The organism is uncultured Lamprocystis sp. (assembly GCF_903933125.1).
Taxonomy (GTDB): Bacteria; Pseudomonadota; Gammaproteobacteria; order Chromatiales; family Chromatiaceae; genus Thiodictyon.
The window spans coordinates 1-21,520 of record NZ_CAIZIZ010000050.1; the positions used below are offsets into that span (position 1 = coordinate 1).

Annotated in this window: 18 protein-coding genes and 1 pseudogene; 17 read left to right on the forward strand and 2 right to left on the reverse strand. The window is 65.8% G+C overall.

What is annotated here, in order from left to right:
• Positions 1 to 523: hypothetical protein (locus tag QZY03_RS02220; RefSeq protein ID WP_295577840.1), on the reverse strand; the 523-nt coding region annotated here is incomplete at its 3' end.
• Positions 524 to 920: 397 nt separating this feature from the next.
• Here QZY03_RS02220 and QZY03_RS02225 point away from each other — a divergent pair.
• From QZY03_RS02225 to QZY03_RS02275, 11 genes are all read left to right on the forward strand, one after another.
• Positions 921 to 1,343: an acyl-CoA thioesterase gene (locus QZY03_RS02225; protein ID WP_295577842.1), complete on the forward strand. Its 423-nt coding sequence runs from the start codon at positions 921 to 923 to the stop codon at positions 1,341 to 1,343.
• Positions 1,344 to 1,606: 263 nt separating this feature from the next.
• The gene (locus QZY03_RS02230; RefSeq protein WP_295577845.1) at positions 1,607 to 2,368 is read left to right on the forward strand and encodes a DUF2189 domain-containing protein; all 762 of its coding nucleotides are present in this window, start codon (positions 1,607 to 1,609) and stop codon (positions 2,366 to 2,368) included.
• A gap of 412 nt (positions 2,369 to 2,780) precedes the next feature.
• Positions 2,781 to 3,587 carry a CpsB/CapC family capsule biosynthesis tyrosine phosphatase gene (locus QZY03_RS02235; RefSeq protein WP_295577847.1) on the forward strand — a complete coding sequence of 269 codons (807 nt, stop codon included), beginning with the start codon at positions 2,781 to 2,783 and terminating at the stop codon, positions 3,585 to 3,587.
• A gap of 142 nt (positions 3,588 to 3,729) precedes the next feature.
• Positions 3,730 to 4,476 carry a polysaccharide biosynthesis/export family protein gene (locus QZY03_RS02240; protein ID WP_295577849.1) on the forward strand — a complete coding sequence of 249 codons (747 nt, stop codon included), beginning with the start codon at positions 3,730 to 3,732 and terminating at the stop codon, positions 4,474 to 4,476.
• A 65-nt stretch (positions 4,477 to 4,541) separates the two neighbouring features.
• A complete protein-coding gene (locus tag QZY03_RS02245; RefSeq protein WP_295577851.1) occupies positions 4,542 to 6,878 on the forward strand; it encodes a polysaccharide biosynthesis tyrosine autokinase in 2,337 nt (778 codons plus the stop codon).
• A 12-nt stretch (positions 6,879 to 6,890) separates the two neighbouring features.
• Positions 6,891 to 8,285, forward strand: a complete 1,395-nt coding sequence (locus tag QZY03_RS02250; RefSeq protein WP_295577853.1) for a DnaJ domain-containing protein — start codon at positions 6,891 to 6,893, stop codon at positions 8,283 to 8,285.
• A 14-nt stretch (positions 8,286 to 8,299) separates the two neighbouring features.
• Positions 8,300 to 9,538: a hypothetical protein gene (locus tag QZY03_RS02255; protein WP_295577855.1), complete on the forward strand. Its 1,239-nt coding sequence runs from the start codon at positions 8,300 to 8,302 to the stop codon at positions 9,536 to 9,538.
• A gap of 494 nt (positions 9,539 to 10,032) precedes the next feature.
• The gene (locus tag QZY03_RS02260; RefSeq protein WP_295577858.1) at positions 10,033 to 10,737 is read left to right on the forward strand and encodes a hypothetical protein; all 705 of its coding nucleotides are present in this window, start codon (positions 10,033 to 10,035) and stop codon (positions 10,735 to 10,737) included.
• Positions 10,734 to 12,275: an O-antigen ligase gene (locus QZY03_RS02265; protein WP_295577860.1), complete on the forward strand. Its 1,542-nt coding sequence runs from the start codon at positions 10,734 to 10,736 to the stop codon at positions 12,273 to 12,275. The genes QZY03_RS02260 and QZY03_RS02265 overlap by 4 nt, the downstream gene beginning before the upstream one ends.
• Positions 12,276 to 12,302: 27 nt before the next feature.
• A complete protein-coding gene (locus QZY03_RS02270) occupies positions 12,303 to 13,451 on the forward strand; it encodes an MraY family glycosyltransferase (RefSeq protein ID WP_295577862.1) in 1,149 nt (382 codons plus the stop codon).
• A 74-nt stretch (positions 13,452 to 13,525) separates the two neighbouring features.
• Positions 13,526 to 13,921, forward strand: coding sequence for a hypothetical protein (locus tag QZY03_RS02275; RefSeq protein WP_295577864.1), 396 nt, complete (start codon positions 13,526 to 13,528; stop codon positions 13,919 to 13,921).
• Positions 13,922 to 13,930: 9 nt separating this feature from the next.
• Here the strand turns inward: QZY03_RS02275 and QZY03_RS02280 are convergent, their stop codons facing one another.
• Positions 13,931 to 14,413 carry a MaoC/PaaZ C-terminal domain-containing protein gene (locus QZY03_RS02280; RefSeq protein WP_295577865.1) on the reverse strand — a complete coding sequence of 161 codons (483 nt, stop codon included), beginning with the start codon at positions 14,411 to 14,413 and terminating at the stop codon, positions 13,931 to 13,933.
• Between the two features lie 228 nt (positions 14,414 to 14,641).
• Between QZY03_RS02280 and QZY03_RS02285 the strand changes: the two genes are divergently transcribed.
• From QZY03_RS02285 to QZY03_RS02305, 6 genes and pseudogenes are all read left to right on the forward strand, one after another.
• Positions 14,642 to 16,969 carry a hypothetical protein gene (locus QZY03_RS02285; RefSeq protein WP_295577867.1) on the forward strand — a complete coding sequence of 776 codons (2,328 nt, stop codon included), beginning with the start codon at positions 14,642 to 14,644 and terminating at the stop codon, positions 16,967 to 16,969.
• Positions 16,966 to 18,678 carry a hypothetical protein gene (locus QZY03_RS02290; RefSeq protein WP_295577870.1) on the forward strand — a complete coding sequence of 571 codons (1,713 nt, stop codon included), beginning with the start codon at positions 16,966 to 16,968 and terminating at the stop codon, positions 18,676 to 18,678. The genes QZY03_RS02285 and QZY03_RS02290 overlap by 4 nt, the downstream gene beginning before the upstream one ends.
• Complete coding sequence (locus tag QZY03_RS02295; RefSeq protein WP_295577872.1) at positions 18,675 to 20,246, forward strand: hypothetical protein; 1,572 nt, start codon at positions 18,675 to 18,677, stop codon at positions 20,244 to 20,246. The genes QZY03_RS02290 and QZY03_RS02295 overlap by 4 nt, the downstream gene beginning before the upstream one ends.
• Positions 20,247 to 20,357: 111 nt before the next feature.
• A pseudogene (locus QZY03_RS31915) lies at positions 20,358 to 20,486 on the forward strand (phage minor head protein); the annotation flags it as partial.
• A gap of 3 nt (positions 20,487 to 20,489) precedes the next feature.
• Complete coding sequence (locus QZY03_RS02300; protein WP_295577874.1) at positions 20,490 to 20,756, forward strand: hypothetical protein; 267 nt, start codon at positions 20,490 to 20,492, stop codon at positions 20,754 to 20,756.
• 2 nt (positions 20,757 to 20,758) lie between these two features.
• Positions 20,759 to 21,253, forward strand: a complete 495-nt coding sequence (locus QZY03_RS02305) for a PBECR2 nuclease fold domain-containing protein (protein ID WP_295577876.1) — start codon at positions 20,759 to 20,761, stop codon at positions 21,251 to 21,253.
• Positions 21,254 to 21,520 lie beyond the last annotated feature (267 nt).

The following is a 21,520-nucleotide window of genomic DNA, read 5'->3' on the forward strand; positions in this document are numbered from 1 at the left end:
CCTCGACGACCGGCGTCGGTTTGGCGGCGGCTGGTGCCGGTGCGGCTTCCACGACCGGAGCCGGCTCGGCGGCAGCCGGTGCCGGGGTGGCCTCAACGACCGGTGTCGGCTCGGCGGCGGCTGGTGCCGGTGCGGCCTCGACGACCGGCATCGGTTTGGCGGCGGCTGGTGCCGGTGCGGCTTCCACGACCGGAGCCGGCTCGGCGGCAGCCGGTGCCGGGGTGGCCTCGACGACTGGTGTCGGCTCGGCGGCGGCCGGTGTCGGTGCGGCCTCTACGACTGGGGCTGGCGCTTCAGTCGCGGCAGCTGTCGGCGCGGGCGTAACGGGGGCTGGGGGCGGAGTCAAAGTGACCTTACCGATCGGTGCGAGCCGCGCCGCTAACGCCTGCGGATCGCTCGGGGGTCCGATGGGTGCGAACGAGGCGTCGGTCGCCAGGCGGATCACGCCGGCGGCCATGGCCAGGGCAACCGCCCCAACAATCACGGTCTGGTAATCCATGCCGCTTAAATTTTTGGAAGACATACGCGAATTGATCCTCTGTTGTCTGGTGATTGACCGCCTACTCACCTTGCCCACCGGGCAGTTAAGGGGCGTGCAGACGGGTGCAACGCGTCGGACAGCCCGGTCACACCTAGGCGAACCTCGCGACAACCGTGAATCCGGCCTGGTGTCCCAGTCGGCTTGATATCGACGGCCCCGATGGTTTCCCGCGTATTGTACGGTAACGGACTCCGAAACGCCGTACCGCAAGCACGGCTGACCGGCTGCGCCGGATTATGCGAAAATCCGGCTGGCGGCCGCGGTGTAGCGGCCCCGACCCCAGCGACCGCGCCCCGATGGTGCGGTTCTTTCGCCGTTCAACACGCAGTCGTCTTCGGTGACGATGGCTGCTGTTGAACGCCCCGCTCCAGGACACCCGATGAAAGATCCCGCGAACCCCGAGAACGGCCCCCTGGATGACTGGCAGTTGGCGATCCGCGTGGTTGCCATGCCGGCGGACACCAATGCCTACGGCGATATCTTCGGCGGCTGGATCATGTCGCAGGCGGATATCGCCGGCAGTACCATCGCCATACAGATCGCCCAAGGGCGGGTGGCGACCGTGGCGGTCAAAGAGTTCCGCTTTCTTGCCCCGGTGCTGGTCGGTGACCTGACCGAGCTGTTTGCGCGATTGGAGCGTACCGGCAACACGTCGATCAGCGTGGAGGTTGACATTTGGGCGCAAGGCGAGCCCGACCCCGGCAGTCGGCGCCATGTTGCACACGCAGTGTTTGTATATGTCGCGGTCGATGCCGATGGCCGGCCGCGGCAACTGGCGCAACCGGCCACCATCACCACCTGAGGCGATTGACAGAAATCGCCTGAGTACCGCTGTCAAGGGTCTGCGTGGTCGTGTGGTGCGCGGTTGCCGGGAGAGCGGTGTGTCCATGAATACCATGAGCAGGGCATCATTGTTTCAGCTGCCGCCTGCCCACAGTCAGCCCGCGAGGCTGCCTTAAGCAGGGTCGACGGCTTCCGGTCTCCAACCGGGCTGAAATATCGGATACCCTGTTCGTCCATCGATCGAGGCGGCCATTTCCCATTGAAAATATTGGAGATATTGCCATGAATACTCACGCGGTCCAACGATCCCCGGTCTCCGTGCAGGCAAATCCGCGGGTCTGCTCGGTCGGACTGTTCGCGCCCCTGCACTGGATCGCGGCTGGGGTTGACGATTTGCGTTACGCACCGGGCTATGGCCTGCTCTACGGTCTGCTGTTTACCGCTGCTTGCGGCCTGACTTTCGTCCTGGTGAGCGCCCTGCCTTGGTTCACGATTGCCTTTCTGACTGGCCTGCTGCTGATCGGTCCGTACCTGGCGTCCGGGGTCTACCTGGCAGCCCGGCAGCGCGAATCCGGTCAGTCGGTCAGCATCCGCGCCGCGCTCACCGTGCTGGCCAACCGCAAGACCAACATGGCGTTTTATGGCGTGTTTCTCGCCCTCGTGATGGTCGTTTGGGTCCGCCTTGCCGCGCTGCTCTTTGCCGTTCAGTTCACCAGCATGTCGCCCACGATGGATGACTACCTGGGCGTTCTCAGTGGCGGTGCGGATCCCTGGGTACTGGCCTTTTTCGTCGGAATCGGGTTGGTGTTGGCAATCACTGTTTTCGTCACGAGCGCGGTGTCGGTTCCGCTGATCATCGATCGCGATCAAGATCCGCTCAGCGCCATTCGCACTAGCGCGCGCGCGGTGGTCCGCAACTGGGCCGCGATGACGCTTTGGGCCGCGCTGATCGTGATTCTCACCGCGGTCGGTGTCGCGACCTTTGGGATTGGGCTCGTGGTTTTGTTCCCTAAGTACATCAATATATTCGCTATGAGCGCTTAATTATTTATCTTTCTTTTAAATCAATGCTTTGCAATTATTGGCGCCTACAAATATTTCACTTGAAGTACTTATCTTGGGTTATGCCACCTGGCACAGTTATCGCGACTTGGTTGCCTGAGGACACCGCGCGACCTCCGTCCTCATCTGCCCCGTGGCGGGGCAGGTGAAGAGAGCGAATGCTGTCGAGTCGGGGGTGTCGCCAGGCTCGCCCGGCATGCTGGATAGCGTCAGTTGGTCATTGCCGAAGATTCACGGGTCCGCGACACCGCGGCCGGGTCGAAACGCGGTTGCTCGTTACCCGAGGAACACAGGTGGTGAATTATCGGGGTCGATCCTCGTTTCGTCGGAAACCATTTTGAGGAACCGGCGGTAGGCCCTAAACTTTCCGGTTGGTTCTGGATTCCGAAAAAATATGATTGACTTGCACGCACACCTGCTGCCTGGTGTCGACGACGGGGCACCTGATTTGGCGACTGCGCTGGCCATGGCGCGCATCGCCGTGGCGGATGGGATCGAGGTCATGGCCTGTACGCCGCATATCTACCCCGGGATGTACGAAAATTGCGGCCCTGCCATCCGTCAGGCGGTTACCGCACTGCAGACCGACTTGGACGAGGCCGGGATCGCGCTACGCTTGACGCTCGGGGCCGACACCCATATCGCCCCCGATCTGGTCGCGGGTTTGCGCTCCGGCCGGGTGCCGACCTTGAGTGACAGCCGCTACTTTCTGCTCGAGCCGCCCCATCATGTGGCCCCGCCGCGGCTTGAAGAAACCGTCTTCAATTTGCTGACTGCCGGCTATATTCCAGTCATCACCCATCCGGAGCGCTTGAGCTGGATCGAAGATCAGTATCAGGTTTTTGTCGAGTTGGCGCGTAAGGGGGCCTGGCTGCAGGTGACGGCCGGCAGCCTGACGGGTCGCTTTGGCGTGGCCGCCCGATACTGGGGCGAGCGTCTGCTCGACGAGGGCTGGGTACATATCCTGGCGACCGACGCTCATGGTGCCAACCGCCGCCCGCCATTGCTGGCCGAGGGTCGGCACGCCGCAGAAGCCTGGGTCGGTGCGGACGAAGCTTATCGACTCGTCGATACCCGCCCTCGTGGTATATTGGCAAATTCCGAACCGGAAAGCTTGATAGCAGCCCCAGGGGTGGCAACGGTCGCGCCGACGGTTCGACGCGGCTGGTCGCTGATCGCCAACTGGTTCGATCGGCGCTGAGTGAACCGGATCTTAGGCGATTTCTCGATAATCCTATACCACAGGATTTACCGGCAATCGGCTTAAGCGATTGACGGAAGTCGCCAAAATGCTGTCGTATGCGTTCCGCTCGGCGACGCGAAGAACTCTGAGGTAAGCGGGTTTGCACAAGAATATCGTGCGGGGTTTCGCATTGTCATCATTCGTGCCCGTGCTGATTCGTGCACTTTGGTGTGCGTTGGCGCTCGGTCTTGCGGCCTGTGCGGGCCAGCCGTCCGGCGATGCCGCGCTCGCCTTTAACGCGGCGAATTCCGGGTCGGGTGCCGTCGGACTCAATCCGGCCGCGGGCACGCAGGACTACCTGATCGGCCCCCAGGACTTGCTGAAGATCGAGGTTTTTGGAATCGAGGCACTGAACCGCTCGGTGCGGGTCAACTCGACGGGGAGGATCGGCTTGCCGCTGATCGGCATGGTTCAGGCCGCCGGCCTGACCAGCGAGCAACTGGCGGCTGACATTGCCGCGCGGCTCACCAGGGACTATCTGCAAGACCCTCAGGTCATCATCTTTATCGAAGAGTACACCAGTCAGCGGGTGACGATCGTCGGAGCGGTGAAGAAGCCGGGTGTCTATCCGGTCAAGGGCCGCACGACGCTGCTGCAGGTGGTGGCGGGTGCCGAGGGCCCGACCAGCGTGGCGAATATCGGCTCGGTCAAGGTCCTGAGGCCCCAACCCGACGGCACCCGCACGGTCATGAGTTTCGACCTGAAGGCGATCCGCGACGGCCGGATCCGCGACCCGGAGATTCGCGGTGAGGACGTGGTTCAGGTCGATAGTTCGATGATCAAGGATAGCGTCAAACAGGCGTTCGAATTTATCCTTCCGTTCTGGGTCATCGGTAGCCTGCTCTGAGTCAACCGCTGTTTCAAATAGTCCGCACTCATCCTGTCCTGTCCTGATTTGAATCGGAAGCCTTTATGAACGCGCCCGACATGCCCATCCCGGCGGATCCCGGCCAGCCGCCGCAGGGCCGTGCCCTGATCGAGCGCCAGCCTGGTGTTCCCATTCCGGCACCGCCTGCTCTGCCCCCGGGCTATGAGGAAGAGTCGGACAGTGACGGTCTCGATCTGCGCGAACTATGGCAGGTGGTGCTCAAGCGCCGCTGGACCATCATCGTCTTCGCCGTCATCGTCGTCGTGGCCGCGGTGACCGCAACTTACCTGATGACTCCGATCTATCGCGCCAGTCTGATCCTGCAGATCGACCGCGAAGACATCAAGGTGACCAAGATCGAGGAGGTGGCGCCGGTCGACGCCTCGACCGGCGGTCAGGATTACCTCCAGACCCAGTATGAACTGCTCAAAAGCCGCAGTCTGGCCCAGCGGGTGATCGACCAGATGGGCCTGGCCGACCAACCCGCGGAGGCGCCGTCGCCCTCGATGATGGAACAGGTCACAGCCTGGTTGGCTGGCTGGCTGCCGAGTGGTGGGGTCAGCCGGGAGGCCGATGCAGCGGGGGCGTTGGATGCGGCGGCGGATGGCAACCGGATCGAGGGTGTCATCACTGGCTTCCTTGGCGGCCTGACGGTCGAGCCGGTACGCAACTCACGGCTGGTGCGGCTGCACTACAACAGTCCGGACCCCAAGCTGGCCGCGGCCATTCTGAATAATCTGGCCAAAAGCTACATCAACCTGAATCTGGAGCGGCGTTTCGATGCCACGACCTACGCCCGCAACTTCCTGCAGGAACGCTTGCAGCAGGTCAAGGCCAAGCTGGAGGAATCTGAACGGGAGTTGGTCGATTTGTCCCGCCGGGAAGAAATCATCTCGGTCGACCAGAAAGAGAGCGTCATCACGGGTAACCTCACTGCCGCCAGCGCTGCCTTGATCGAGGCCGGCAAGCAGCGGATGGGGGCCGAATCGGTTTACCGGCAGATGCTGGCCACCCGCGGCCAGGGTCTGACCCAGGTGCTCGAAAGCAAGATCATCCAGGATCTGAAGCAGACCAAGGCCAAGCTGGAAGCGCAGTACCAGGAAAACCTGAGCACCTACAAACCGGCCTATCCAACCATGCTACAGTTGCGCGGCCAGATCAAACAGGTCGACGCCATGATCAATGAGGAGGTCGGCAACATTCGGGCGGCGATCACGTCCAACTACGAGGCCGCCAAGGCCGAGGAGTCGATGCTGCGGACTAACCTCGATAAGATGAAGCAGGAGGTGCTGTCGCTGCAGGGGCGCAGTATCCCGCTCAACATTCTGCGCCGTGAGGCGGACACCAATCGCCAACTCTACGACGGCCTCTTGCAGCGCTATAAAGAGGTCGGGGTGGCCGCCGGGGTCGGTACCAACAACATCTCGGTAGTGGACGAGGCCAAGGTTCCAGCCTTTGCCTACAAGCCCAGCCTGCGTCAGAACGCGTTGTTGGCGCTGGTGCTCGGCTTGCTGGGCGGTGTCGGCCTGGCCTTCCTGTTCGAGCATTTGGACGACACCTTCCGCCGGCCAGAGGAATTGGAGCGGCTGCTGGATCTGCCGCTGCTGGGCGTGATCCCCAAGACGCCCCTGGAGTCTGGTGACGACCGGGCCATCGCGCTGATCGGCCACGATGACCCGCGCTCGGCCTTCGCCGAGGCTTACCGCTCGGTGCGTACCGCCCTGCAATTCTCCACCGCGAGCGGTGTGCCCCGACTGCTGACCGTGACCAGCGCGATGACGGGCGAAGGTAAGTCAACCAGCGCGCTCAGCTTGGCGATCCAGTTCGCCCAGGCCGGCAAGCAAACCTTGCTGATCGAGGGCGATCTGCGTAAGCCCTCGATTCACCGCTCGTTGCGGCTGGAGAATCAGGCCGGGCTGACCAACTACCTGGCGGGGGGGGAGGCACAGCCGGTCGAGATTACCCGGCCCACCCATATCCCCAACCTGTTCGCCATCCCGTCCGGTCCTCTGCCCCCAAATCCGGCCGAACTCCTGTCCTCGGCGCGGATGGTCGAGTTGCTGGCCTTGGCCGCCGAAAAATTCGATCAGGTGATCGTGGACAGTCCGCCGCTGCTCGGGTTGGCCGACGCGCTGATTATCGGCAACCTGTGCGAGGGCACCCTGTTGACCATCGAGATGGCCAGCACGCCGCGCGGCTATGTGCAGGGTGCGGTGAAGCGGCTGCGCGGGGCGCGCGTACCGCTGCTTGGTACCATTCTGACCAAGCTGGACGCGCGGGCCGGCGCCTACGGTTACTACCGCAGCTACTATTACTATTATCATCACTCCGGTTATTACGGCGATACCGGGAGTGCAACGGCGAAGCGGTTGCCGGAATAAGGCGATCAGACCATGCCCGCCGACATTGCCGAGCTGGCGCTGGCGTGCTACCGGACACCCTTGGCGTATCAAGATCAGTTGGCACCGTCCGCGTCGCTGCCGCCTGGCATGGATCGGTTATTGGCGCTGGCCAACGGCTCCGGGTCGACACTCGATGACGCGGCTCGGCAATTTGGTGTCCGACCCGATGAGGTGCGTGATGCCGCGCGGTTCCTGGTTCAACGACTATGTTTCGGGCGCGGCGCCAATCATTACCGTGTCCTGGGCCTGACCCCGGATACGCCGCTGGAGCAAGTCAAGGAACACCATCGGCGGCTGATGTGGCTGGTTCATCCCGATCGCGTCGCCGGCCGCGAGAGTTGGACCGAGAGCTATGCGGCACGGGTCAATGAGGCGTGGGCTGTGCTGTCCCACCCCGAGTCACGGGCCCGCTACGATGCCCAGTTGCAGCAATCGGAGCCCGCGCCGGCCGGGGATGCCGTCGGTCACTGGCCGCCGCGCCGGCCGCTGGTGCCGATCGGGCTGCCCGGATCGCGGACCCGGCGTCTTCCCCGCCCGCGTCCCCCGGTCTGGCGCCGCTGGTTGCCCTTGGCTGTGCTGGGGGGCTGTGGACTCGGGGCCGCGCTGGTGGTTGGGGTGGTGCATCTGAGCGTGCCTTCAAGCGCGCCGCGACTTTACGCCCCGGCGGCTGGATCCGGCCGCCGGCCGCCGCCTGACCTGCCGGTGCCTCCAGCGGCGCTCGAACTGGTGTCGGCTCAGCGGATCGGCGTGCTGCCGGCTGAGGCGCCCCGGCCGACGGCCTTGGCTGAGGTACCGGCGGAGCGGGTCCCGGTGGACCCCGTGGAACCGGTATCGACATCACTTGCACCGCCCGTGGTGCCGGCGCAGACCGCGCTGACTCAAGAGACCCGAACCGAGCCGCCGCCGGCCATGCCGGTGCAGCCCAAGGTCGCGCCGACACTCACGGCCCCGGTCGTGCGCGCCGCTCCGGCAGCGGTCTCCCGTGCGCCGGCGGATCACCCGGCGGGCGAGCCCACGCTGTCCGCCCTGGAGGTTGAGACCCTGATCGATCGCTATACCGCGGCTTACCGCCAGGGGGACCTGGACGGGGTGATGGCTCTATTTGCGCCCGGTGCGCGCGGTAAGGATGGCAGTGACCGCGAGCGTATCCGGCGGGATTACGGTCTACTGTTCAACGGTTTCCAGGTCCGGCGACTGCAATTGCTGGGCCTGCGGCGAGGGCTGCACGGCGACAGCGCCAGCGTTGCCGCTCGTTACGAACTGTGGTTGCGTGGACGCCGTAACGGCCAATTGGCTGAACTGGGGGGGGCAATCCGTTTGAAACTGCGCAAGCGTGATGGCCAGGTGTTGATCGAGGCCATCGACTACGACTGGCCGAGTCAATGAGCGGCGGGCGAATCATGCGAATTTCCAGGAACGCGATCACCCTGGGGGGCCTGTGCTTCCTGGCGGGGCTGTTGAGTTGGCGGATTTTGGTGGTCGGGCTGGCCGAACAGTATGCCGCCGCGGACACGCCGGATGCGGCCGCGGCCGCGCTGGGCTGGCGTGCCAACCACCCGGCAGCACTTTACCAGCGGGGGCAGGCGCTGGCGGGGCGCTCGCCGACGGCGGCCACGGCCTTGCTCCAGGCGTCGGTGTGGAACGATCCCACCAACGCTATGACCTATCTGGCGCTGGCGGAACTCTGGGCGTCCGCCGGACGGTTGCCGGAGGCGATCGCATTGGTCGAGGCGGCCGACGTCCTGGGGCCGATGCGCAGCCCGGCCCTGTCGCGGTCGGCCGCGTTCTGGTTCGCGCATGGCCGGCCGGAGCTCGGGCTGGAGCGTTGGAGCGTTCTGCTGCGGACCCGGCCCGCGACCGCCGGCACCTTGTTCCCGGTGCTGCTGAAGTTGGCCGGGGATCCGGCCACTCGGCCACTGCTGCTGCCGCTGCTGGAGCAGGTGCCGGATTGGTGGGAACGCTTCTTCGCTTATGCGGCCACGCACGCCCCGCGACCGGAGACGGTGATGTTTCTGTATCAGGGACGCGCTCGGGCGGGCGCCACGCCGTCGCCCGTCGAGCGGCGGGTCTACCTGGACCGCCTGTGGAAAGACGGTCGCTGGTTGGACGCGTATCTCGCCTGGGTCGGTGGGCTGGACGAGCGGGGGCAGGAGGGGTTGGGCCTGCTATATAATGGCGGGTTTGAACTGCCCATCACCGGGATTGGCTTCGACTGGCGGATCATGCCCTCGCCTGGTGCCTTGGTCGAGACCCTGGAGATCTACGGGTCGCGCGGTGCCAGGTCACTGCATGTGGCGTTCGAGGGACGAGGATCGCGGTTCCAGCATGTCCACCAGCCGCTGTACCTGGAATCGGGCCGCTACCAACTCCAGGGTCGGGTGCGGCGTGACGGGTTGGCGCCGCGTCAAGGATTGCGCTGGGCGGTGCGCTGCAACCGGCCGGACGCTCAGCCACTGGCCGCGACCGAGGCCTTCGGCGGCAAGGATGACTGGCAGCCCTTCAGTCTGAATTTTGAAGTTCCCGCGGCGGATTGTCCGGTCCAGGTGCTGCGTCTGGAGCAGGAGGACGAGATCGGTGTGCACTGGGAAGGCCAGGGCGGGGTCTGGTTCGATGACCTGACGATCAGCCGCGGCGGATAGTTTATTGATGTAAAAGGTCAAACGAACCGGAGCAACTCACGGCGGACGCGTTCAGTCGCGCGGCATGAGATTGGGGTCGGATCACAGATCCGCCTGGTCGCCCAGCAGTTCCAAATTTGGGTGGCCGCCGCCAACAGCGTGTCGGCAGCGAGGCCGATGGTGGATGCGCTGCGCTTATCCACCCTACGAAACCGGCTCCGTTGTAGGGTGGATAAGGCGCGCCGCTCGGTCTCGGGGGCTCGGCACGGCGGTCGCGCGCGCCGCATCCACCAGAGGTCGCGCGGTGCCGCCCAAATTTGGAATTGCTGCTGGTCGCCCTGGCATGACGAACAGCGGCTCGCCAATGTGATAACATGAGGTCATAATACGGATGTACGCTCCAAAACCAGTGGCTCGGGAAACGCGGGAGGTTCAAGGTCATGAGAATACGATACACGAGAGTTGGTCTGACATTGACGTTGGCGGGGTACGTCGCAGTCGCTGCGAGTGCAGCGGTGCCGTCTGCCACGCTCAAGCAGCTACAGGGCCGCGTGCTGGTCGGGCACGACACGGCGATGAAGACGGCGCAAGACGGGATGCCGCTGTATCCCGGTAATCGGGTGGTGGCCGTCGCCGGGGCTGGCGCGCGGGTAGTGTATGCGAACGGCTGCACCGTCGCGCTGCCGGCCAACAGCGTCCTGACGATCGAGGGTGCGGATCAATGCCGTGCCGGGCGGGCGCTGGTGCGCACCACGGCAGGTTTCCAGGGTAAGGCCATCGGCCAGACGCTCGACCCGGCGGTGTCCAGCCTGGTCGGGCAGTTCAACATGCTCAACCCCGAGCCGCTGGTCACTGCCTATAACGGTCTCAACGCCGCTCAGCAGTTGCAGTTGGTCGGGACACTGAGCGAATCCCAGTTGACCAATCTTTACGTGGCGATTGGCAGTGTCTCGGGTGAGAGCGCCGCGGAGGGTTTTCTCCTGTTGCTGCCCGCGGCCCAGGCCAATGCGGTGGTGGCGGCAGTTGCATCGGCCGGCGCGGCCGGAGCGGCCGGCCTCACGATCGGAGCGGTGACGCTTGGCGCGGCGCAGATCGCGGCACTGGGGTTCCTGACCGTGGGCGCAATTGCGGCCATCAATGAGTCAGAGGAGAACGGGCAGCAGCCGCCACCGCAGCAGCAGCCGCAGCAACAGGAAGACCCGAACGCGTCGGCGCCTTGACCAGTTTCGGTGCTCAGGGGACGGGCGCGGAGCACCGCGAGTCCGTTCCCAATGAGGCGGTGCTGTTCTACGGGTTGGCCGCGCTGCTGGTGCTTGCGCCACTGTTCCTGGGAACCTGGCGACCGCTGCCGACGATGACCATGGAATTGGCGGCGCTGGCGCTCCTTGTTGGATTGTTTCTGCCTTGGCAGGCACCAGCGCGCATTGCGGAGTCGTCCGCTGGTCGCGCCCGGCCGCTGTCACGGCCGATGCGGGTCTTTCTGGTCCTGTTGTTTCTGTTGCCGTTGACTCAGTTGCTGCCGGTGCCGTCGCCGCTGTGGGCCGAACTGCCGGGGCGTGCGTTTTATGCCGAGGCAATGCGCCTTGCCGACGATCGCCGTATGGGTGTCGATTGGCGCGCGATCTCGCTGATCCCGAGCGCGACTGAGGCCGCTTGGTTGGCCCTGCTGCCGCCGCTGACGGTATTTTTGGTGGCGATGCGACTCGACCGGGAGCGGTTGCTGGCGTTGGTGCTGGTGTTTCTCGGCATCGCTGCCCTGGAGGCGTTGTTGGGGCTGATCCAGTACGGCAGCCCCGCGCTGACTGACAGCGCCTTGGGTACCTACCGCAACCGTAACCACTTGGCCGGCCTTCTTGAAATGGCGCTGCCGGTCGGCCTGGCGCTGCTGGCGGCGACGATCGGGCATACGCGACCCCCACATGCCGCCGGGCGTCAGGGGCGGCGCAGGCCGACCCTGCGGCAGCGGCTGGCGCGTTTCAGCGTGACGCGGATCAACCAGGCCGCGGTGCTGGGCGCACTGACGACGGCAATCCTGCTGGGTTTGATCTTTACCCGCTCCCGCGCCGGAGTGACCCTGGCGATGGTGGGAATCCTGCTGTCCCTGCTGATGTTCTCTTATCGGTTGGGCGGGCGCAATACCTACGGGCTGATCGGTACGTTCACCGCCGTCGGGGTCGGATTGGCGAGCCTGATCGGTCTGGTGCCGGTCTTGAGTCGTTTTACCTATGCGGATCCATTCGAAGACGGGCGCTGGAAGATCTTTGACGCGACGGCGCGTGCGATCGGTGAGTTCTTCCCGCTGGGCAGTGGTGCCGGCACTTTCGTCGAGGTCCTGCGGCGGTTTCACCCGGCCAGTTTTCCGGGGGTGACGATCAATCGTGCTCACAACGATTACCTGGAATGGCTGCTGGAGTTCGGGTTGGTGGCGGGTGTGCTGATCCTGGTTTGGCTGCTATTCTATCTGCGGCAATGGGGGCGGGTCTGGAAGCGTGGGGAATGGACGCTATGGCGGTTTGCCCAGGTCGGGGCGGGAATCGCGCTGTTGCTGATGATGCTGCACACCCTGGTCGACTACAACCTGCGGAACACGGCGAACGCGATGTTCACTGCCTTTCTGGCGGCGGTTTTCTTCCACCGGACGCGCAACGGAGACGGGCGACGCTTACGCCAACACGCGGACCCTGTCGCGGGTGTTGCCGGGCCGACGCCGGACTATGCGATCCCGCCGGAGAATCGGACCAATCCATTCGGGGCCTGACATGCCCAAAGAACCTTCGACTAACCCATGAGCGATTACATCGACGTGACATTCGCAATGCTGTCCTGGTTGGGGCCGGTCACTTTCGTGTTCAGCGCCAGCCTGATCGCGCTGCTATGCCGGCCGGCTTCGATCCTGGGTTTGGTCGACCGCCCGTCCAACCGTAAGCATCACCGCCATCCGGTACCGCTGGTCGGGGGGGTGGCGATGTGCGCCGCTTTTTGCTTCGGTGTGCTGCTGTTGCCGGTCAAGCCCGCGGATTGGCCAGTCCTGCTGACCGGCATGGTGCTGCTGACTTTGGTTGGTCTCTACGACGATCGCCACTCCAGTCGTCCGGCCACGCGACTCCTGTTTCAGGCGATTGCCGTCTTGTTGATGGTCCTCGGCAGTCATGTGGTGCTGGGCGATCTGGGCGATCTTTTGGGACTGGGCCAGGTTTGGCTCGGCTGGGCCGCGGCGCTGTTCACACTGATCGGCGTGATTGGGATGATCAACGCCTTCAACATGATCGACGGGCTGGATGGTCTGGCGGGTGGGACCGGCTTTGTGGTCACCGGGTGGCTGATCGTGCTCTGCCTGAGCGCTCCGGCGGCCACTGCCGGCGATCTTGGTGCGCTGCTGGTGTTGGCCGCGGCTATCGCCGGTTTCCTGGTATTCAATCTCAGGCATCCTTGGCGAACCCGTGCCAGCGTTTTCATGGGTGATGCGGGCAGTACCATGCTCGGCTTTGTGCTGAGTTGGTTTCTGATCCATTTTTCGCAGGGTGAGCAGGCGCTCATGGCGCCGATCACCGCCGTGTGGATTATGGCCCTGCCGTTGTTGGATACGATCACGGTGATCGTCCGCCGTGTTGGTGCTGGCCGCAGCCCGTTTGCCGCCGATCGACAGCACCTGCATCATCTGCTGCTCGGCCGCGGCTTCAGCGATGGCCAGGTGACTGCCATCTTGCTTGGCATGACCTGTGCCACCGGCGGCCTGGGGCTCATCGCCGATTGGTTGGGAACGCCCGAGGCGCTGCGGTTCTACGCCTTTGTCGGTGTCTTCCTGCTGTATTACCGGTTCACGACCGGGTTGCTGATCCGGCAGCCGCATGCTCACCTTTCTGGCCGTGAGCGCCGGTGGTCATCGGTTGCCATGGACCAGCCCGAATCGGCCGATCATCCGCTCGCGCCTTAGTGTCGGGCGCTCGTGTCCTCGCTTTTCTGGTCCCGCTGCTGACCAGTGCTTGCGCAACGCGGCCCGCGCCGCCGATGTCGCCCGACGTGGCCCTGCTCCAGGTGAATGCCGCGGTCAACCGTCAGGCAACTTCCTGCCCGCGCGACAGTTGTCTTGATCATTGGCCCGAAGTTGCCGATCTGCCGCGACTCGACTACTGGGATTGCAAGGCGTACGCCGTCGCCAAGGCGGATCGGCTGATCCGCCAGTACGGCTACGCTCCGGGCCGGCTGGAGTATCTGCTGATCGCCGGTGCGCCGCTGCGGGTCACCCATGCGGCCCTGCTGGTTGACGGCCGCTGGGTGCTGGACCTGGGGCTGCGCTGCCAGGTGTGCACACTTGAGCGCTTCGTCGCCGGGGTCGAGGTGACCGGGCGGTTGCCGGTCAGCGATCTGCCGATGCTGATGCGGGCGCTGCGTTCGGATCCCTGACCCGGACGTTCAGCGTTGCGTTTGCTGTTCCCACCAGTCCCGATAGGCCGGGTCCGGCGCCAGAACCTTGGCCGTGGCGCTGGTCAAACGCGTGCCTTGCACGTCCGTAACGGTCAGCTCCAGTTCGATGATGGCGCCCTTGATGCGGGTGATCTCGAAGGTGACCACCACTTCCTCGTCCGGGAGCACGGGCTTGCGGAAGCGCTCGGGGATGAAGGTGAGCCCGAGTGCGCCGTCGCCTGGAAAACGGGTGCCGAAGATTCCTGAGATGGTGCTCTGAATCAGCCCGCCGGGCACCACGATATTCGTCACCCCCGGAAACCGCCGCCGGGCGGCCTCCAGGTCGCGGTGGATCGCGTTGGCATCGCCGGTCAGGGCGCAGTAGGTGTCGACCTGGCCGCGGGTGAAACGCAGTCGCTCGGTGCGGCGTTGCCCCACGGTCAACATGGCGGCGGTCAGGCAATCGGTCTTTGGCAGGGGGCTGTTGGTCATTGGCATTTTCTTAAGTGACGAATCAAGAACCAGTGAAACACAATCGTTGCCGTTGTCGTTGTCGTAATCGAGCTTATGATACCCGCGAGGATTCTCTCGTATCGCGTCGTTTCTCTCTGCACTGGAGCCCGGACGAGGTCCGATGTACGCTCCACGCTGTCGCCGTGTGGCGTCGATTGGACGCACTGCACGGGCGCGGCAGTGACAACCTGGAACGGAGCCGGCAACATGGCAAGCAACCGGATAGTGTTGATCGAATTGGACGATCGACTGCGCGAAGCGGGGACTCGGGTGCCGCCCGGCGCCGAGTCGTTTCATCGTGAACGTGCGGCGCTGCTGGCCGAGGTTGAGGGTGCGCGGTCCTGGCGCGGCATGCTGGGCCTTGGTCAGCGTGCCGCGGGGCTGTTGCCGCAGGTCGATGAACTGACCAACCGCGGCCAGGCGCTCCGTTTGCTGTTCGACCGGATCGATCGGATTGATGAGCGGCTCATGGCCATCGTGCAGACCCTGGAGCGGATCACGGATGGGACACTGCAAGCCCCGGACTGCATTCCGGCGCTGGTCGAGCGGATCGGCGCCGTGCTGCGTCGCCTGGGTCGGCAGGCGCGGACCGACGATGACCTGATGGTGGATCAGCGCCACTGTGAGGAGGCGGAGGCCGCCAGTGTCCGGCTGCACGAGGCCCTGGCCCTGTGGCTGACGGCGCAGGATGCCCTGGCGAAGGTGCGGGCCTCGACGCGTACCGCGGCCCTGACCGCCGCCCTGCCGGAACTGGGTGAGCGCCTCTGTCGTGAGGGACCGACCGCGTCCTGGCGCGCCGAGTTCAAAGGGCTGGTTGAGCCCTTGGAGCAATTGGTACGCCGCGAGCAACCCCGCGAGATCAAGGAGACCGAGAAGATCATCAAAGACCTGCCCCGTTGGGCACGGGTCCTGGGCGCGGACGCCGAGCCCTGCGCCGCGTTGTCGACACGCTTCATGGCCAAGCGCCGGGACTGGCCCGGCGAGGACGATCGCACCTTCCTGGATCTGTTCGATCAGGCCCGGGCCTTGGAGCGGGACCTGTTGGATCAGGCCGCCGCCGTCCGCGGCGACGGGATCACGGACCTGGAGGGGCGCTATGCCCTGTTCACCGAGCTGGTCGGTCCGGATGCGCGGATCGAAGAGCAACTGCGCGACCTCCGGCTGGAGGCGCCCGACAATCCCCGCGATTTCGAGGACTGGTGCGAGCAACTGCGCGAGACCAAGGCCGCCTTCCATGCACGCGTCAAGCGTTCCGAGACGGATCTGTTGGATCGCTTCAATCAGTACCTGACCGACTGTCGGCAGCGTCTCGAGGCCTTGCGCCTGATCCCCCGATTGGATGACAGGGACGACCAGCTCGCCGGCTCGCAGGAGACGTTCCAATCCTTGAGTCACGCCGGCCAAGGGGTAGATGCGTTGGTCCTGCTCGCCGATGTGCAGCGGATGCGTGTCTTGCGCAGCACGCTCGATGACCTGGAGCGGGCGATCCGCGACGATCACGCTGCGCTGGAAGCGGCCCGCGCGGCCCTGCAGCGGCGCGCGGCCTGGCTCACTGAGGTTGCCGCGCGACTCGGGATCGCGCTGCCGGTGCCGGACCTGGACCTTGGGTCGGAGGCCGGCCAGCCGGCCGATTCAGACAGTCGCCGGACCAGCCTGGAACAGGAGCGGCTGCGACTGGACGACCAGGCCGGACGGCTTGCTGAGGCCGAGGCCCGGTTCGCCGGCGTCTGCGCCGAGGCGATCGGTGCCGACACGCGGCGCATCGGTCAGGCGCTGGCCGTGCTCACCCCGGAGCGGGTTCGCGCCGACGGTCTGGACCTCGCGCCGCCGCCCCCGGTGGCTCCCGCTGCCTTGGACGCGCGCGTCGACCACCTCGAACGCGTCCGCGCGCAGTGTGCGCGGGTCGAGGTCCTGCTGGTCGCCGAAGCGCAGGAACGTCAGGCCACTGCCGCATCCTTGCAGCAGGCCCTGGCCGCCATCCCGGCGGAGTGCCTCGGTCATAACGATCGCGGCGAGCGTGAACTGATGTTGCGCCAGTTGGAGCGGCAGGACCCGTTGCGTCTGAGCGATCCCGTGGAGCGGATCGCGGCGCTGGTCGAGTTGAGCGAGCACGCCGAGCATCTCCTCAAGCGCTTTGCGACCGCCGCCCGGCGGCTGGCGGAGCGTCGCGAGCGGCTGGCGGAGCGACTGCGCCGGTTCAACGGGCTGTCACTCCAGGGCTACTGTCCGGACCTCTATCTGCGGGTCGAGGCCTTGGTGCATCCGCCGACCGGGACACGCTGGCCCGGACACGCCCAGGAGTGGCAGATCCGGGAGGCCGAACGTCTACTTGCGCTGCTGGAGCACCAGGCCCAGCGGCTGGCGGCCCGTGAGATCGCGGGTCATCTGCTGGTCCTGCGGCAGGATGTCCGGCGCACCCGGGACGGGTTGGTCCAGGCCGTGGTCGACGAAGTCGCGGCGCTGCCCCCGGAGCAGCCGCCATCGGCGCGGCTGCGCCGACAGCTCGCGGAACTGGCGCAGCCGCACCTGCAATGAGCGATCAGGACCCGCTCTCCAGTTGGCCCGCATTGGCCGGCCTGCCGCGAACCTTGCCCACCGCGCTGCGCTGCGAACTGGGTGTGCTCGGCAAGGCGCCGGGCGATGCCGCGGACTTTCATTGGATCGCCGCCAGCGCCGGGTTTTCCGGCCCGACCTCGGATCTGGCGCGGCACCTGGGGCTGGGCAGCGAGGATGTGGTGCGTGCGACCCTGCTCTGGCGCAGCGATGCCAACCTGTATCAGGCGGTGCACTGTTATCCGGGGCGCGCCCCGGATACGCAGGGGCGGCCCTTTCTGGAAAAGCAGGTGCTGGAATGGCAGCGCCCCGATGACTTGCCGGCGGTGCTGGGTGCCCTGATCCTGCTCCCGCTGGCGGCCACCGTCGACGACTCGGTGTGGCAGGGTCGGGAGCGTGACCCTTTCGCGGAGCACCTCTTCGTCACCCTGGGCGTCGATCAGGTGCCGCGGCCGACCGTCGATCCGGTGCTGTTGCTGCGAACCATCCGGGCCGGCACGGCGGAACTGCGCCGCCGCTTTCGTGAGGCCGATCTCGGGGTCCTGTATGCCCGTCTGCTGGCCGGTCAGCGTGGATGCTTTCCGCCGCAGCCGCTCGAACCACTCGGCCCCGCCGCGCTGGCCGCGCTGCTGCTGCCATTGCCGCGCGTGATCGCGGACCGCGCCTCACTGATCGCCTGGCTGCCGTCGACCAGTCCAGCGCCGGAGACGCTGCGTCAACACTGGGATCTGATCCTCGGCAGTGACGGCAGCCTGCCGCCGCCCGCCGCGGTCGATCCGGTGACCGGTACCGCGCCGGATGCCGGGATCCTGGCGCAGGGCAGCGCCATGGCCGCGGCGATCTTTCGCGACGACCCGCGTGACTTGGCCCGGACGACGGTGCCGCGGTCATCCGGCGCGCCCGGCGGGTCGGCGCCGGAACCGACCCGATTGACGCTCTGGGGTCCGTCCGGTTCCGGCAAGACCGTGTTCCTGGGCCAACTGTATTGGCAGTTGAGCGGCGCCGACGGGGGCGACTGGGATATCTATCCCGGCGACAGCGGGTTGGACTTCTTCGAGATGATGCGCGACACCCTCTATTCCAGGAACGCCTTTCCGCCCGGCACGGCCTTGGGCACCTCACTCAACCTCGTTTGCCGGCTGCGCCATCGCCACACCGGCGAGCAGGTGACGCTGGCGCTCGAGGACCGCGCCGGCGCCGACTATGAGGCGCTGCATCAGGAGGTGTTGGAGCGGCTGTTGCAAGCCGATGGGATCATCCTGCTGCTCGACCCGAACCGGCGCGACGATCGGGTCTTCAACGAGGTCTCACATACCTTCGAGCGGACCCTGCTGGCCGCCGGGCAGGGTGCGGCGTCCGGTGAACCGGTCGGGCAGGACCCGCGGCCGGTGGCCGTCTGCGTGACCAAGGCCGACGAGTTGATCGAAACCCCGGAGGACTATCGGCTGGCGCTGCGCGAGCCGGCCGAGTTTGCCGCGGCGCATCTCGATGCCCGTCTCCTGAATTACCTGGAGAGCCGCTTTGCCCGCTTCGCCCTGTTCCCGGTCTCCGCGGCCGGGGTGCGGATGCAGTACGGGGCCATCGAGCCCGTGTTCTTCTATGACGAGGCCCTGCGGCCGCGCATCAACAGCGGCCGGCCGTTCAATCTGATGGCCCCGATCGACTGGCTGATCCGGGAGCTGCGGCCATGAGCGATCCGCTCCGGTGGCCGGCGCTGTCCGGCGCCGCGGCCCTGCTGGGCGAGGTCCTGTGCTGCGAGATCGGCATCTGGGGCAAGGTGCATCGGCAGGCTTCCGATTACCGTTGGATCGCGCGCAGCAGCGGCTTCGCCGGTCAAGCGCCGGACCTGCATCGGCGGCTGCGCATCGGCAGCGAAGACCGCGCCGCCCGGGCCACCGCCTGGCGTGCGCCATGGGAGCCGGCGGGTCAGGACTACTTCGCAATCGGCACCTACGCCAGCCGCGCCCTGGACGCGGCGCAGCGTGCCGGCGTGCTGGAGAAGCAGGTGCTGCACTGGCACCGACCGTCCGCGGAGGTGCCGGCGGCACTCGCCGCTTTGTTGCTGCTGCCGGCCGTGGCCCACGCCGATGACCGGCCCTGGTGGGACCGGGTGAGTGAGGGCGACTGGCAGCGGCCTGACTATGCTTTACCGCTGGGCGCGGACGCCTGCCCGCGGTTGCGGATCGCGCGCGCCGATCTGGAGGCGGCGGTCGCGGCCGGCATCGATGCCCTGCTGGAGGCGCTGGCCCCGCCGTCTGTGGCCGCTCTCTATGCCGGCCTGCTGGCCGGGGTGCGCCCGGTGATGCTGCGTGGGCAGGCCTCGCCGTTGCCGCCGGCCGCGCTGGCGACACTGCTGCTGCCGCTGACCGCGGAACAGGCCGGGCGGCTGTCACTGAGCGCCTGGGTGCCCGCGGTGCTGATCGATCCGTCGGATCTGGCGCACAACTGGGATTTGGTCGTCACCGGGCAATCCGGTGCCGCGCCGGAGGTCGCCTCGGAGTTCATGGAGCGGGGTGCGGTGTTGGCGCAGGCACTGATGAACCGCGATCCTGAATGCCTGGGTGCTGGATCGCCAGGTCGGATGCGAGCCGCGTCCGCCGCGGCGTTCGAGCCGCCCGATCCGGTCGATCCGGGGTCGCGCCATCTGACCCAGCCGCTGCGTCCGCACGGCACGCCGATCGATTCGGCGGAAAGCGGTGGACATCCGCGACGGATTCAGCTTGCCCTCTCAGCGGCCGTCGAGCCGCCGGGGCTGCGCTATCTCTATCGATTCGCGGACCGCATCGCCCTGCGCCGTTTGGATTTGTCGCTCTTGGCTTCCGACCTGATCGAAGCGGGGGGCCGGTCCCTGCTGGCGCCCGGTGAGGACCCGGCCGGACATCCGCTGATCGGCTGGATCGAGACACTGCGGGAGACCCTGCCCGCGGGGGTCGATGCGGCTGAATGGGGGATCAAAATCGACCAGTTGCGCGCCGCCGCCTTGTTCCTGCTGCCGCACCCGCACACGCTCGCGCTGGTGGGATTGCCGGACCATCCGCGGGTGCCGGCGCTGCTCTGTGCGTTGGCCGCTGAGCCCGGCGCTGCCGAGGCCCTGGCCGCCCACGGTGAGTTGGCGTTGCGGCGGATGATCGAACACAGCCTGGCCTGTCCTGACGCTTCGCTGGTTGCGGACATCCGTGGCTGGGTGACTGCCTGGCTTGCTGGACCCGGTAATGCGCTGCTCGGGCATGCCTTGCGGGATCTGCTGTTAGCCGAATAGCCTGGTAGCCTGGTAGGTTGGGGTGACAAAGGAACCCCAACGGCCAACGCCTGGGATCGTTGGGGTTCCTTCGTCACCCCAACCTACGGCACTGATGCGTTCCCATGGTTTATGTACGATGCGGTGAACGACAGCAGGACGAGACCGGCTCATTCCGCAATGGATGGAATGATCGCACGGACCAATGACCCTATATGGCAAAAGTGGTATGCCCCGTCGGGCTATATGTGTCGGTGCCGTATCGTGTCCGTATCGGACAGACAAGCCCCGCAATTCCAGCGGGCCGATGCGAAGCGGATGCAGGACCCGGAAGCCGCCGCCGCGCGGCAGGCAGCACAGCCGGACCCCGGGTGGGACTACAACATCGGCGAGGCCCCGACCAAGGGCATCGAGCAAGCGGTTGCGCGCAAGCGACAGGAGTGCGGCAGCACGCAGCTCGCACGCAGCTCGCCCGCGGCAGCCGCGGCGGTAAACTGTGGTGCAAGAACCAGGATTTTGCGGACGGCTTAGCGATGATCGAGGCAGTCGGGAAGAGCGGGGGGGCGATGCCGGAGCCGCGCCGGCTGGACCTTGCGCTATTGCCCCCTGGGCGCGGCGAACGCTTCTACCTGGATCGCTTCATGTCCGAGTTCGGCGAGGACCACGACGGAACGGCCCTGATCGACGCACCGACGGGGCATCGGTTGGCGGTCTCCTCGCTCTTGTTCACCGACCACAAGACCGGCAAGACGAAGATCGACAAGGAAGGCCGGGCGCCCTATGTGCCGTACATCGTGAAGACGATCCAGGAGCCTGATGAAATATGGATGCGGGCCGGCCACGCTGGTGACCTGACGCTCTATCTCTTGGCGCGCTATTTGATCGGCGACAAGGTGACCGGCATCGTGACCGTGTTTAAGGCGGCAGGACAGGTCTGGGAGGGGTGGTCAGGGTACCAAACGACCAGCATGATCTATCTGGAGTCCAAACGCACTCAAGGGCTGCTCTACCGGGACCCCAAAAGGTAAAGGCGCAGGACTGTCTGCGCCTTCGTTGCTGTTTCTCGCGCGAGTCGACAGCCGACCTTCCGATACTTCAGCTACCGCCGATCCTACCCCGTTCCAGGTAGCGCAGCAAGCCCAACCCGGAGCCACGCAGCAGTTCCAAATTTAAGACCATGATGTTATGAAGGGCTTTTCAGATCTGACTGGAGAGTCCCATGGTCACTTCCGCTGCGGCCGAGTTGCCGCTGTTGACGGCGGGTGTCATGATCAAACAGATTCGCGACACCTTCG

Bases quoted from the DNA above. Each gene is read 5' to 3' on its own strand.
- QZY03_RS02225 (WP_295577842.1), top strand. From the start codon at position 921: ATGAAAGATCCCGCGAACCCCGAGAACGGCCCCCTGGATGACTGGCAG.
- QZY03_RS02230 (WP_295577845.1), top strand. From the start codon at position 1,607: ATGAATACTCACGCGGTCCAACGATCCCCGGTCTCCGTGCAGGCAAAT.
- QZY03_RS02235 (WP_295577847.1), top strand. From the start codon at position 2,781: ATGATTGACTTGCACGCACACCTGCTGCCTGGTGTCGACGACGGGGCA.
- QZY03_RS02245 (WP_295577851.1), top strand. From the start codon at position 4,542: ATGAACGCGCCCGACATGCCCATCCCGGCGGATCCCGGCCAGCCGCCG.
- QZY03_RS02250 (WP_295577853.1), top strand. From the start codon at position 6,891: ATGCCCGCCGACATTGCCGAGCTGGCGCTGGCGTGCTACCGGACACCC.
- QZY03_RS02255 (WP_295577855.1), top strand. From the start codon at position 8,300: ATGCGAATTTCCAGGAACGCGATCACCCTGGGGGGCCTGTGCTTCCTG.
- QZY03_RS02270 (WP_295577862.1), top strand. From the start codon at position 12,303: ATGAGCGATTACATCGACGTGACATTCGCAATGCTGTCCTGGTTGGGG.
- QZY03_RS02275 (WP_295577864.1), top strand. From the start codon at position 13,526: ATGTCGCCCGACGTGGCCCTGCTCCAGGTGAATGCCGCGGTCAACCGT.
- QZY03_RS02280 (WP_295577865.1), bottom strand. From the start codon at position 14,413: ATGACCAACAGCCCCCTGCCAAAGACCGATTGCCTGACCGCCGCCATG.
- QZY03_RS02285 (WP_295577867.1), top strand. From the start codon at position 14,642: ATGGCAAGCAACCGGATAGTGTTGATCGAATTGGACGATCGACTGCGC.
- QZY03_RS02290 (WP_295577870.1), top strand. From the start codon at position 16,966: ATGAGCGATCAGGACCCGCTCTCCAGTTGGCCCGCATTGGCCGGCCTG.
- QZY03_RS02295 (WP_295577872.1), top strand. From the start codon at position 18,675: ATGAGCGATCCGCTCCGGTGGCCGGCGCTGTCCGGCGCCGCGGCCCTG.
- QZY03_RS02305 (WP_295577876.1), top strand. From the start codon at position 20,759: ATGATCGAGGCAGTCGGGAAGAGCGGGGGGGCGATGCCGGAGCCGCGC.